This is a genomic window from Enterobacter ludwigii (assembly GCA_023023105.1).
GTDB lineage: Bacteria > Pseudomonadota > Gammaproteobacteria > Enterobacterales > Enterobacteriaceae > Enterobacter > Enterobacter adelaidei.
In genome coordinates, this window is the sequence record CP083824.1 from 3,556,703 (window position 1) to 3,569,098 (window position 12,396).

The window sequence follows — 12,396 nt, forward strand, 5'->3', positions numbered from 1 at the left end:
CAACTATTTATTTTATATGGAAAACTAGTGCTTAAATTGCAGCTCTCATTTTTATCAATCATTTTGCATAAGATAAATTTAAGTTTATATACCAAGGCATCCCGTTAGTTTTTACACGTAGGTAAACTAATAGTCAAAATCGAACTTTGAATTGTAGATTCTTTTAATTTAACTCTATCCATCCGGTTAGAGGTAAAGGGAGGTTCATTTCAAGATATCATTGAACACAGTTCCAGATTAATATTATCAAAGAATTGAAAAAGATAATTATTATTGCAATCCGTTAATGAGTCCACTTCAATTTTCCGTTCTTCTTACAGCGTTCTGAACAGTTAAACATATGATAGCTATTTAAAACCTTCGGTAATCTTATCCAATACGGACTTGTCTGGTTTGATAATTACCAGAATCACACTATGCTCTTCAGTCTAATTTGTCAGTGATAAGGAGATCCGACCTATCGAACTTGCGTCATTTCCTAAATTTAGTGATTATAAATGTGGTTATCTATGGTCTTGTTGTGAAGATGTAGGCTGGAATTATCATGACGAACTGCAGCCTACATAAGCCGACAGTACGGCTTTGATCGAATCATTAACTCTTTTATCATCTCAGGAACTGTGCAGACATTCCAGTTCAATTTTATAACGTTCAGTAAAAATTTAAAAAGGTGACAGCCCATGATCTCAATTGCAGACAATCAACCGTCTTTGATGATCATGGGTATATAAGTTTAAAAAGATGTCTTCATCTCATGTGATTAAAATATATAACAACACTAATTTAAAAATCGATTCTTAACTCTTCCAAAATATCACCCTTTATATTTCATTAAATTAATATCATAACTACACATACTAATTAGATAGTGTGTTAATTAAATTCATCTAACTGACTCAATGATCTTTTGTTCTATAACTCGCCCACCTTGCTTTCCAGACAAAGGACCAATTAGTACTTTAAAGTCGGCATAGTCATCTGCCTCAGGCCTATGCTCTATAATAACAATTGCATTGAATAATTTAGATTTTTGATATATAAAATTCAGCACCTTCGAAGCCGTCTCAGAATCAAGTCCAGCGACAGGTTCATCAATAAACAATATTTTGTTTGTTTTTCTGGACTTAGATAGTATTTCACATAATTTTATTCTACGCATTTCACCACCTGACAGGGACTGCGTTTTTCTATTAAGTTTCAAATGTGATATTCCAAGATAATGGATAGTTTCAAGAATAGTATTAATCTTAGTGTTATTAAAAAAAGAGCTTAACTCTTTCAACTCAGTATCATATACATCTATTATATTCATACCATTAATCTGAGACTTTACTTCATCTATATTGTGGTCAAACAGTTTACCCTCACATTTATGACATGATATGTAGATATCCTTTTCAAAACCCCTTTCATATTTTATCACGCCCTTACCTTCACAAACTTTACATCCACCAAGTTTGTTTGGAAGGAAATACTCTATATCTAATTTTGTTATATCGGAGAAAAATTCTGCAATTAATTTATTCAAATCCGTGATAGTTGCGACAGTAGAACGTCCTGTATATGATGACAATTTTTGGCTTATATAAATCGAATCGGTAAGACTACAAATAGCTTTAGCTAAAGATGATTTCCCCGATCCGGAGATTCCAGAAAAAACAGTAACACACTCTTTAGGGATACGTATATTTTGATTAATAATGTTATTTTTATTAAGCCCTTCAAAATAATAGTAATCAGATATATTATTTTTGGGATTGAGGTTCCTTTGCGGCTGAATTTTTTCTTTTTCACAAATTTCCCCACCAGAAGAACCAGCGTATTTACCAACATGGATTTGCTGATCAGCAAGATCTATGAAATACTGCGAGTGCTCTACTAAAATAACTGTGTTTTTTTCTGATAATTTTTTTAGCTTTTGAAAGATAACTTCAAAATCGACAGGGTTAATTTGGGATGATATTTCATCGATAACAATCAGAATACCTGTTGTATTAGATGTTAAAAGCCTGCTGAAAATAAGTTTTTGTATTTCCCCCCCAGAAAGACTGGGAATTGAACGAGACAAATTTAAATATCCCAATCCCATATTATTTATTGAGGACAACACTCTAATTAATACTGAGTCACCTATAGTTTTTTTCAGGGTATTACATAATTCAGATATAGGAGATAGTAAAAATTCATCAAATGTAAATCCTAAAACATCAAGTTGGGCTGTTTCTTGGTTAATTCTGCTTCCATTACAAAATGAGCAATTTTCTTCCTTTTTATACTTTGAATTGTTTTGGCTCCGTCCTATATTCGAATTAGCAAAAGACATTACGCCTTTATAAAAAGCTCTTCTTTGCTTCGTTTTTCCTTTGTGTTTAAATCTAAAAGATAATTTCTCAGCGCTTTCTCCATATAGTATTAGGTTTTTCTTTTCAAGTGATAGTGAATCAAAAGTATCATCTACTTTTATATTATTTTTATCACAATAGACCATAAGTAATTGGTGATAATAATCAGATAACTCACCAGTCCGCCAACATAAAAATGGTTTTTGATCTAGTCTACATTTTTCATTAATTAATTCAGATTCATCCACACTAACTATCTCGCCAAGGCCTAAGCAGTGTGGACATTCATTTCTATAATTGTTTATTTTTAATTTATCATAATTAGGTACTGCTACGTTTCTTTTGATTTTTAAAGATGACAAAGCTTGAGCTATATTCAGATATGAATATATAGTTGAACGAGGGTTGTTATTTGTGTTTCTTTGTGGTATCGCAACAGCGGGAATTAACCCACTGAAATTTGCAACTTTATAATCACTTTCATTCAAATAACCGTTTTCTACAGCATCAAACTCATCTTTGCATAATTGATAAATTGATGAAAATGCTAAAGAACTTTTTCCTGCGCCCGAACGGCCATAAATAGCGGTTATTGTATTAAATGGTATAGTAACATCTAAATTTTTTAAATTATGGGTGGCTATTCCCTCAAAAATGATCTTATTCATACTTTCCTCTACACCAATCACATTCAGGATCACGTGGAACATCTTGGACGTTAAAAGATAAACTTCTAAGACTAAATTCGACTCTTTTATTTTCTTGTTGCAAGTGATCTACTTTCCCGGCAAGTAATTTTATAGCGTCCAAGCTTGCAAGGCTTGCAGCCAGACCTGATAGTGGTGAAAATGAACCTAATTTTCGTTTTACCCGGTGCAATTTCTTCACATTAACAAGGTCTTTGCTATTTATTTTTCCTAAAAATAGGTTAAAACAATTAAAGCATGCTGACTTAAATGGAATAATTGTCTGACCGATAAGGGTTTGATGAAGATTATATCCCCCGCCAACTATATGTGGGATATTATGAATCATACTAAAGAGGGCGATTATTTTACTGGTGTAATCCACATTAGGTTCATCAGCGCAGTTTATTATCAAATCTATATCAGAGGGTAGAATATTTCTTTTAAAAAAATCATCATCGATAATGTCATTGATAATGTCAATCTTAATATCTGGAGATATCTTTTTCAAAGAGTTGAGTAACGCTATATTTTTATCAGAGTTAATTTCATCCTCGAAATAAAACTGACGATGTAAATTACTTATATCTACATTATCGTGATCTACAAATATTATCGAACCAACATTGCAATGAGCAAGATACGTTGCCACATTACTACCGACTGCTCCAATACCTACAATCATTACTTTTGATTTTTTAAGATTAATTATACATTCTAAAACCTCACTGGTGGTATGACAGTAGTCTTCAAATGTATTGATCATTCTATATTGTTCAGTGACAAGCTCTGCAGGGTATTGGCAATCTTGATCGATAATTATATTGTTTTCATTCAAAAACAAAGCTAATTTTTCAAGTTGTTGAATATCGATTCCTGAATAATTTGCTACAATTTCTTGAAGAGAAGTTTGCCCATCAAACATCTTTAAGAGTTCAACTATATTTGGAAAGTTGATTTTTATTTTTATACTTTCTCTAATATTGGATTTAAAAAACTCTACAGTATCATCATTTACGACGATACCAATACTTTGTCGCAGTCTAAAATTATTCATTACAGATTTTGCATCCACTTTGTTTTACCAATTCAAAATTAGTCATTTTGCCTTCGTTTGGAAGGTATTCATACCGACTATTTACATATGAAAATGCTGAATCATCCAACAGGAAGTGAATTAATTTCATGCAACTTAGATTAGCTGAAAAACCATTCATCATTGCTAATCCACCAGGCCCTCCTGGAATATAATTATCATAGACAGATTTTGAAAGGTCCAGTTGAGGATTATTGACTATACTATATACAGGCTTCCATCCTTTTAATGCCTTTGAAAACGTATTTTGGGCACAATCTATACAGGGTGTATGTGGAGGGAATATTAATTCTCCTGAACTCATTAAGTGGGCGTCAAATCCACCTGATACATACAGCGGAATAGCTCTTGCTTGTGCATATCTACCAAGTTTTAAAGAAGTATGACCTATATAAGGCTCATCACAAGTATTAATAATCAGATCTGTATCATCAGAAATGATAGAGGATAGATTAGTAGTAGGTATAAGTTTTTCAAAATGTTTTGTTATTATTACTCGACTATCGATCCAACTCAAAAATTCTGACAGGACATCTACCTTTGGTTTTCCGATTTTCTTATAGTTATAATAACAATGCCTTGCTGCATTTGACTTTGAAAGGGACTTATAATCAACCAAAACTATATTTTTAACACCTGCGCGGACAAGTATTTCTATAATTTTGGCTCCTACAGCTCCACACCCAAATAAAACAACCTTTTTGCTCTCCAAGATATGTTGAGTTTCTACACCAGGTCGTTCAAGGACAAAATCGTCCCAAAATGTAATTTGTCGTGAAAAACGAGGTTCAATATCGCAAATGTTATTTACATCATAAATAAAATGTTGATTTAGTAAAAAAGCAATTAGTTTATCGACATCTTTTGAGCGTAGGGACCCCATCTCAGTAACTATATCATTTATAGTTTTTATACCATCAAGGCTGGCAATAAATCGAGCGACATTTTTATTAGTTTTTATTTCTAATCTATCACGCGTTGTCATCACATGAAATGTGAGTTTGACATTATCAGTATTATCTTCATTCGATATAAAAATATCCACAGTTTCTTTTATTTTATATTTTTTGGAGTCCATTGTATATTCCCAATAAAATCGCCCATCAAGGGCGATTTTGAATTTAGATTAATATTGGAGAACGCCGGCGTTAACCTCCAAGTATTTTTCCCAAGCATCTAAATTCGACGCTGAGTTTTGCTCGTCGTTACCAGCTCGCGTGCATACACGAGTACAACAGTCACTACGTTCTCCAGAGCAACCACCCGTATAGTTGGCGGTAGCATTGGTATTGCTGATGACTTCAAATGTTAAATCTAAACACTGCATATCAGGTCCTTTGCAAGTCAATTGATTAGCAAGCTAAGTATTCTCTTTGATATAGCTTAATTTTAAGAAAAAACTTACCCTTCATGATGATTAAATCACAAAACTTCTGTTCATGGGAATGGTAATTTTTTGTGCGGATTCAATGCCAAATCTCATCAACAGATCGTCCTAAATAGATGCTCGGAATAGTAAAACAGTTTGAGGGAACTCAGCACGCACTGAGCGAAGCAGATCGTAGCACTTCTTCTCCGTAGCGAACGATGCCCGATACATAAAACGCTTCATAAAACCCATGACAAGACCCACACCCGCAGATTGATCACCATGCTGATGTAGCATCGTGGTGACCGTGGCAGAGACACTGCCAAAACGCTCAGCTATGCCCGTTCATCCACTGAGCGTTGGATAAACTGGTTTACAGTTTCGAGGATTGAAGACCAGAAATCGTTGCCTACCGGACACTCTCGTCGCTAGTCGTTAGAGCAAATTCATTCAACAATATAGGCTTACATAAATGCGAACTCGCGTAGTCATACCATGAAGTTTAATGGCTATCTTGCAGATGCTAAATAACCAAGGTGGGGTTCCACTGAGAGTATGTACCTAGCTGAGTATTTTGTGGGATGATAGGCACATGAAAACGGGAGACTTTGAGTGAATATTATACCGATTCGGGGCGATGCCGAATGGACCGCTTTGGAATTCTTTGCTGGTATCGGCCTGGCGAGAGCTGGGATGGAGCAGGCGGGAATCAAGACTGTTTGGTCTAATGACTATGACCTGAACAAAAAATCGATGTATGAAGGCCATTGGAAAACTCACAAGCTTTTTCTGGCAGACATTCATACCCTGAATAGCGAAGACCTGCCAACTGCAGATGTTGCTTGGGCCTCTTCTCCCTGCACTGATCTTAGTCTGGCGGGTAAGCGTGTCGGCCTGCGGGGAGGCAGGGAATCGTCCGCCTTCTTCGGATTTACTGATTTGCTTGCAGGGATGAATGAACGCAAGCCTGAAGTGATCGTCCTCGAAAATGTCACAGGCCTTGCATCCTCCCATAACAGAGAAGATTTGAGAGCTGCGGTTAAAGAATTTAATGAGTTAGGTTATGCAGTCGACGCAATCACTCTGGACGCCCGACGTTTTGTGCCACAGTCTCGACCAAGGTTATTCCTGATAGGAGCAAAAAATCCTATTGATGGAGGCGAACAGGATTCGTGCCTGAGACCAGACTGGCTTTCCTGGCTGCATAAAGATGCTGAAGTACGCACCTTCATGATGCCTTTACCTAAAGCACCTGAGCTACTAAGCCAAGGGTTCACTCTTGAGATTGAGGCTATCCCAGACAGCGACCCTCGGTGGTGGAATGCTGATAAAGTTTCTCTTTTTAAAGAGTCCATGGCATCGGTACAGCGTGAAAGGTTAGAACATTTTGTCAATCTAGACTGTACAACTGCCCGCACAGCCTATCGTAGAACTCGTAATGGCATTCCCGTATGGGAAATGAGAGCAGAAGACATTTCAGGATGTTTACGCACAGCACGTGGCGGTTCCTCCAAACAGGCGGTGGTGATCATGGGTAGGGGCGCACTCAAAATCAGGTGGATGACCGGACTTGAGTATGCACGTCTGATGGGGGCTGGCTGGTACACGCTGGAAAATTTGCGCGACTCACAAATTCAATATGGTTTTGGGGATGCCGTCGCTGTTCCTGTTGTTGGCTGGGTCGCCCGGCACATGATCCTCCCTCACCTTGAGGCCGCAAAAAAAGCGCAAGGAATAAAAGTGAATGAATAAGTTGAATTACTCCGAAGCGTATCTTGCAGCGGCGAAAGCCTGGTACGAAGGTGAACGAGCCAAGAGTGGCGCGATAAATACCAATGTAATGAATGCAGGACTGATCGTCTCACGTATGATGGCTGATGGTATGCCTATTACTGACGAACGTCTGTACAGCGAAGGAAAAAGCCAAGTACGAGGGCTCAGTGGTGCCACCATATCAAAGATTCTGGAACAACATGGCGAAACCCGCGTTTTTACCCGTGAAGGTGGGCGTACGTCCAGAGGGACTATTTTCCTTGCCGCTGCATTTCGGGATGTACTTAACAATACTCAAGTAAATGGAAATGAGCCTGTCGACACAAAACTGGTTTCCAACCAGCTCGAAGCTTTCTTCACTCAATGCGTGCGTCTGGACTATTTTGACAAACAGAGAATAACAGTCGACCTAGATTACAACAAGCCAGTTGCATCTGTGGTAAGCGATATTCTTAAAGCGTCGGCGGAACGTTCAGACAAACCCACTGGAGCTGTGCTACAGCATCTTATTGGAGCCAAACTCCAATTGCGCTTTCCCAATGTTAAAATCGGCAGTGACAGAGCCAATGCAGCTGACTTACACACTGACCGTGAGGGTGATTTTCAGGTGGGTACTACTGCATTCCACGTGACCACCGCACCTATGGAGAAATTGATTTCGCGCTGTGTCGAAAACAAACGTGCAGGCTACAGGCCGGTCATCCTAACTCTTGAAAGCAAAGTCATTGCAGCACGCCAGATGGCTGATAACGTTGGTATGTCTGAACAGATAGCCGTCCAGGCAGCCGAAACTTTCATCGGTAACAATATTGAAGAGATTGCTATCTATGACGGCGATAAAATCCGTGAGGGTCTCGCAAGACTGATACGTACGTACAACGTCCGTATCAATACTATCGAGATAGATAAATCCCTTATGATTGATGAGCCTCGTTGGATCGTTAACTTACTGACCGACTCCTGAAATACATAGAGATCAGCAAGCTTAACGAGTCGCTTTTTTCCACCATACCTAATCCCCAGAACGGCTTTGTTGAATAAATCGAACTTTTGCTGAGTTGAAGGATCAGATCACGCATCCTCCCGACAACACAGACCATTCCGTGGCAAAGCAAAAGTTCAGAATCACCAACTGGTCCACCTACAACAAAGCTCTCATCAACCGTGGCTCCCTCACTTTCTGGCTGGATGATGAGGCGATTCAGGCCTGGTATGAGTCGGCAACGCCTTCATCACGAGGAAGGCCCCAGCGCTATTCTGATCTCGCCATCACCACCGTTCTGGTGATTAAACGCGTATTCCGGCTGACCCTGCGGGCTGCGCAGGGTTTTATTGATTCCATTTTTGCCCTGATGAACGTTCCGTTGCGCTGCCCGGATTACACCAGTGTCAGTAAGCGGGCAAAGTCGGTTAATGTCAGTTTCAAAACGTCCACCCGGGGTGAAATCGCACACCTGGTGATTGATTCCACCGGGCTGAAGGTCTTTGGTGAAGGCGAATGGAAAGTCAGAAAGCACGGCAAAGAGCGCCGTCGTATCTGGCGAAAGTTGCATCTTGCTGTTGACAGCAACACACATGAAGTTGTCTGTGCAGACCTGTCGCTGAATAACGTCACGGACTCAGAAGCCTTCCCGGGCCTTATCCGGCAGACTCACAGAAAAATCAGGGCAGCCGCGGCAGACGGGGCTTACGATACCCGGCTCTGTCACGATGAACTGCGCCGCAAAAAAATCAGCGCGCTTATTCCTCCCCGAAAAGGAGCAGGTTACTGGCCCGGTGAGTACGCAGACCGCAACCGTGCCGTTGCTAATCAGCGGCTGAGCGGAAGCAATGCACGGTGGAAATGGACAACGGAATATAACCGTCGCTCGATAGCGGAAACGGCAATGTACAGAATGAAGCAGTTGTTGGGAGATTCACTGACGCTGCGTGACTACGATGGTCAGGTAGCGGAAGCTATGGCCATGGTGCGTGCGTTGAACAGGATGACAAAGGCTGGGATGCCAGAAAGCGTGCGTATTGCCTGAAAATCCAGCCAGCTACAGGGTCGTTCGCACGAAATCTTATTTATTCAACAAAGCCCCTCAAATCCGGTCCACACCACAACGTTATGCCTTATGTCATCGGTGGTAATATGATCGGAAGTTCGGTGGCTGAGCTTATCAGTGAGTTTGAAATTTCTAAACAATTGCGTCCCGATGTCGCCAAACCCGTCTGGCATAATTCACTTCGCCTGCCAAAGGGAGAAACACTGTCAGCCAGACAGTGGGCGGCATTCGCCGACGATTATATGACCCGGATGGGGTTCACTGAAACGCACCTTCGCTGTTATATCCTTCACGATGATACCGACGGGCAGCATATCCATATCATTGCAAGTCGCATTAACATGCCCGGTGGAAAGCTGTACCTGGGGAAAAATGAAAATCTCATCAGCACCCGCATTATCAGCGAACTGGAGCGAATACACGGACTCACTGAAACAACACCTGCAACCAGCAGTCGCCCTCAGGCTAAAAGAAAACCCTCACGCAATGAGCTGATGATGGCAGAACGAACAGCAGTTCCCTGCCCTAAGTCTCAGTTGCAGACCCTGATTGATAATGTCTTAACGCATCGTCCCGATTTACTGACTTTTATCGACATGCTGGAACAGAAAGGTGTGACCTGTAAACCCAATATCGCGTCGACCGGAAAAATGAATGGATTTTCATTTCAGTACCAGGGTATTGCCTTTAAAGCGTCTCAGCTTGGAAAAAAGTATGGCTGGTCTTCTCTGCAAACGCAGATTGATTTTACACCAGAGCACCTGGCCTTACTGAAAAAAGAGCAACAACAGACTGTACCAGTGCCAGTGCCAGTGCCAGTGCCAGTGCCAGTGCCAGTGCCATCATGCGAGCCTGAAGAACAGGTTGCAAACCGGGAAACGATTCTGGAGAAAATCCTTCAGCTTGAAGAAAAAATTCGTCTGGAAAGACAACAGGAAACAGTGGGTGTCATTCAACTCAGGAGCAAACTGCACAATACAGCTCGTCAGATACCCCGCCAGCGTCGTCTGCATTCGTGGTTTGTATTGCTCGGCCATATTGTGGCACTTCTCAGGCGCAGGGGCATGTCTCTGTTACATGCCACTGCACATCCTTTCCACCAAATCCTGCACCTGCATCTTCTGACACCCTGTCATTCCATGACAACAAATCCCATTAAAGAACAATTAGTTAAAAATAACCCCCATCCTGCACCATAAGTTAACTAATCCATATTTTAGTGATAGTCAATAAAATATTGATCGTTTATATAGATCGATAATCTTGTTATGATAGTTATAACCTATTAACAGAGATCCATCGATCGGTACAAGCAATTTTACTAAAGCGGATCATTCATCGAAAATGTTCAAAAATACATCACCTTAAATCAGGCCACGGAGTCATGATGGATAATAAAACGATTAGCTGCCCCTTCTGCTTTACACAAAGCCCGCACGGCGTGCGGATTTGCAAAGGCTGCCATGCAAAAGTCGCCTACGGTGAGAGTCCGCTCAGTGTGGCATTCCTGTTTCAATTCGTGGCATTAGCTCTCGCCTGGTTAGTATTTTCATTGACCGGCAGCACTCCTGTCTCAGTCATTACGTTTTTTGCCAGCGTCATTATTCTTATCTGCATTATTAAAAAGAAATATGCAGACAGAGTTGTTTTTATACGGTGATATTAATTTCATACCACCGCAAACTTAAAAAATTAATATGAGAGAACTTATGAACAGATTCATGATTTCTGTGTTTTTTATTTCTGCTTTCCTTATTTCTGGTTGTTCAACATCAGGCAACCAGCATCTAAAAAAAGAAACAGCACAAAGTCTGCAGTCGAAAATTATAAAAAATAAAACAACGAAATCAGAAATCATTACCGCATTAGGTGAGCCCGAAACCAAAACTACACTTGATAGTGGCAATGAAGAATGGACTTATTCGATGGATAACAATCAGTTTGATGCCACCACATTCATTCCAGTGGTCGGGTTGCTGACAGGCGGTTCACAGACGCAGGCCAAAACGCTGGAAATCGAATTTAAAGGCGAAACGGTCAGTAAGTGGACGATCTCTGAAAACAACAGCAAGATGAAAACCGGCCTTATTCAATAACGTACTCTACAGTCTGGGATTATTTTATGAAAACATATGCATTTACCACACTCATTGCGTCCATTTTTTTGCTGAGTGGCTGTACCGGTGAACCGTCTGAGCAGGATATTTACACTGCGATGAATAAGGTCATGGAGCAGACGAATGCCATCGTTAAATCCATAGCAGGTAAAGATGTCCCGAAAGACGCACTGCGGGAATTAAAATCTGTCAAAAAGCATGACTGCGAAAAACTATCGGATAAAAGCTATAAATGCAATGTAACAGCTGTTGTCGATAACGAAAAACGCACAGCGGCTGTCACGCTGATCAAAACGGATGATGGCTGGCAGGTCATTGATAAGTAAGACCACAGTAAAACAATCCCGCCAGGCAGGACACCAGACCGGTGGCTCCTGCCTTTTTAATGCCCGGTAATGTCTTGCGGGAAACGACTGCTTTTATGTCACTCTGCCATCCCCTGTCCAGTACGTATCCGCTGCCTCACAGCCTTTTCCTGACCACGGATCCTGGTGGTGTATAAGCCAGAGAACGTGCAATGCGTTTCTTTTCATACTGTGCCAGTAAATCAGCATAAATGTGCTCTGCTTCATCCAGATTGCCTGAAATATAATTCACGAGCGAATTCAGGCAATGCAGTAATGTGTCACTGTTTGCGAGTTGCCTGAGCAGAGGGGCCTTCAGGGTAGAAACGACACCCATAAACATCTGCATGATATTATCAACGTGATAACACGAATTGCGATATTGCGCCCGTGAATAAAAATACTTCAGATGGTATCCAGCGAAAAGCACATAAAGTTTTCTGTAAAAAATATTGTTATTAACACTGTCGCGATGCTGTGTTATATATTTATCAACAACAAATATAAACTTTTCTTCCTGAGAAGAAACACAAATATTACTCATAACCCTCTCCTTTTTTGTTTTTATAATTAAGTACTATCAGCTTTAAAATTTAAATCAATACAAAATTGAAAATATTT

At 40.3% G+C, this 12,396-nt stretch carries 11 protein-coding genes; 7 read left to right on the forward strand and 4 right to left on the reverse strand.

Annotated features, from left to right (window positions below):
* Positions 1-883 precede the first annotated feature (883 nt).
* Genes LCD46_17170 through LCD46_17180 form a run of 3 tightly spaced genes read right to left on the reverse strand, consistent with a single transcriptional unit; the run spans position 884 to position 5,202 of the window.
* On the reverse strand, positions 884-3,010 hold the full coding sequence (locus tag LCD46_17170) for an ATP-binding cassette domain-containing protein (protein UOY69779.1): 2,127 nt from the start codon (positions 3,008-3,010) through the stop codon (positions 884-886).
* Positions 3,003-4,103, reverse strand: a complete 1,101-nt coding sequence (locus LCD46_17175; GenBank protein UOY69780.1) for a ThiF family adenylyltransferase — start codon at positions 4,101-4,103, stop codon at positions 3,003-3,005. The genes LCD46_17170 and LCD46_17175 overlap by 8 nt, the downstream gene beginning before the upstream one ends.
* Entirely contained in the window at positions 4,078-5,202 is a 1,125-nt protein-coding gene (locus LCD46_17180; GenBank protein UOY69781.1) for a ThiF family adenylyltransferase, read from the reverse strand. The genes LCD46_17175 and LCD46_17180 overlap by 26 nt, the downstream gene beginning before the upstream one ends.
* A 903-nt stretch (positions 5,203-6,105) precedes the next feature.
* On the opposite strand from LCD46_17180, the gene LCD46_17185 reads away from it, so the two are divergent.
* From LCD46_17185 to LCD46_17215, 7 genes are all read left to right on the forward strand, one after another.
* Positions 6,106-7,245: a DNA cytosine methyltransferase gene (locus LCD46_17185; GenBank protein UOY69782.1), complete on the forward strand. Its 1,140-nt coding sequence runs from the start codon at positions 6,106-6,108 to the stop codon at positions 7,243-7,245.
* The gene (locus tag LCD46_17190) at positions 7,238-8,230 is read left to right on the forward strand and encodes a DUF4928 family protein (protein UOY69783.1); all 993 of its coding nucleotides are present in this window, start codon (positions 7,238-7,240) and stop codon (positions 8,228-8,230) included. Before LCD46_17185 ends, LCD46_17190 begins: the two co-directional genes overlap by 8 nt.
* A 94-nt stretch (positions 8,231-8,324) precedes the next feature.
* Positions 8,325-9,293, forward strand: coding sequence for an IS5 family transposase (locus tag LCD46_17195; GenBank protein ID UOY69784.1), 969 nt, complete (start codon positions 8,325-8,327; stop codon positions 9,291-9,293).
* Between the two features lie 83 nt (positions 9,294-9,376).
* A complete protein-coding gene (locus tag LCD46_17200; GenBank protein UOY69785.1) occupies positions 9,377-10,513 on the forward strand; it encodes a relaxase/mobilization nuclease domain-containing protein in 1,137 nt (378 codons plus the stop codon).
* 188 nt (positions 10,514-10,701) lie between these two features.
* A complete protein-coding gene (locus LCD46_17205) occupies positions 10,702-10,974 on the forward strand; it encodes a hypothetical protein (GenBank protein ID UOY72993.1) in 273 nt (90 codons plus the stop codon).
* A 49-nt stretch (positions 10,975-11,023) separates the two neighbouring features.
* Positions 11,024-11,410 (forward strand): hypothetical protein, encoded by a 387-nt coding sequence (locus tag LCD46_17210; GenBank protein ID UOY69786.1) that lies wholly within the window; start codon positions 11,024-11,026, stop codon positions 11,408-11,410.
* A gap of 26 nt (positions 11,411-11,436) precedes the next feature.
* Positions 11,437-11,757, forward strand: coding sequence for a cell wall-binding protein (locus tag LCD46_17215; GenBank protein UOY69787.1), 321 nt, complete (start codon positions 11,437-11,439; stop codon positions 11,755-11,757).
* Between the two features lie 136 nt (positions 11,758-11,893).
* Here the strand turns inward: LCD46_17215 and LCD46_17220 are convergent, their stop codons facing one another.
* Positions 11,894-12,319 (reverse strand): hypothetical protein, encoded by a 426-nt coding sequence (locus LCD46_17220; GenBank protein UOY69788.1) that lies wholly within the window; start codon positions 12,317-12,319, stop codon positions 11,894-11,896.
* Between the last annotated feature and the right edge of the window lie 77 nt (positions 12,320-12,396).

What these genes read in the sequence shown, in the direction of transcription:
- LCD46_17170 (UOY69779.1), bottom strand. Translation starts at nt 3,010, where the DNA reads ATGAATAAGATCATTTTTGAGGGAATAGCCACCCATAATTTAAAAAAT.
- LCD46_17180 (UOY69781.1), bottom strand. Translation starts at nt 5,202, where the DNA reads ATGGACTCCAAAAAATATAAAATAAAAGAAACTGTGGATATTTTTATA.
- LCD46_17190 (UOY69783.1), top strand. Translation starts at nt 7,238, where the DNA reads ATGAATAAGTTGAATTACTCCGAAGCGTATCTTGCAGCGGCGAAAGCC.
- LCD46_17200 (UOY69785.1), top strand. Translation starts at nt 9,377, where the DNA reads ATGCCTTATGTCATCGGTGGTAATATGATCGGAAGTTCGGTGGCTGAG.
- LCD46_17205 (UOY72993.1), top strand. Translation starts at nt 10,702, where the DNA reads ATGGATAATAAAACGATTAGCTGCCCCTTCTGCTTTACACAAAGCCCG.
- LCD46_17210 (UOY69786.1), top strand. Translation starts at nt 11,024, where the DNA reads ATGAACAGATTCATGATTTCTGTGTTTTTTATTTCTGCTTTCCTTATT.
- LCD46_17215 (UOY69787.1), top strand. Translation starts at nt 11,437, where the DNA reads ATGAAAACATATGCATTTACCACACTCATTGCGTCCATTTTTTTGCTG.
- LCD46_17220 (UOY69788.1), bottom strand. Translation starts at nt 12,319, where the DNA reads ATGAGTAATATTTGTGTTTCTTCTCAGGAAGAAAAGTTTATATTTGTT.